Below are 454 nucleotides of genomic sequence, written 5' to 3'. Positions count from 1 at the left end.
CTGGGCCGGCCGCTGCTGCCGGCGGCGAAGCGGCAGGGTATCGGATTTATGCAAACGGCGGCTTGCAAGGGAGCGTCGCGGGCGATGTGCTCACGTATACGGTGAGCGGCCTCGCATCGGGAACATCCTATGGGTTCAAGGTGGTCGCCGTCGACGCCAACGATGAGGAGCATGGACTGCTGGAGCGGACGGCATCGACGGTATATGCGTCGAATGGATACGTGCCGCCGTCAGATCCGCCTTCGTCGGGCGGCAAAACCGAAGAGGACAATGGTGGCGACAACGGCGAAACCGAAGAGGACAACGATTTCGACAGCGAGCGGGTGCCGTTGTTCGGCGATATTGCGGGGGATCATCCCGCATGGGAGGCGATAGCGGAAGCCTTGGAGCGCGGCATCGTTACCGGTTATGCGGACAAAACCTTTAAGCCGCAAGCGCCTGTCACCCGGGCGGC

General features: G+C 62.8%; 1 protein-coding gene. It reads left to right on the top strand.

Annotated elements, in window-relative coordinates; genetic code table 11:
- The coding region (locus PAT3040_RS39330) for an S-layer homology domain-containing protein (protein ID WP_258235287.1) at positions 1 to 454 on the top strand (454 nt) is incomplete at both ends.

Origin of the sequence: Paenibacillus agaridevorans (assembly GCF_003112455.1) — a bacterium.
GTDB classification, from domain to species: Bacteria; Bacillota; Bacilli; order Paenibacillales; family Paenibacillaceae; genus Pristimantibacillus; species Pristimantibacillus agaridevorans.
Note: the sequence above shows the minus strand (reverse complement) of the source record. Positions and strands in the feature narration are given on the sequence as shown.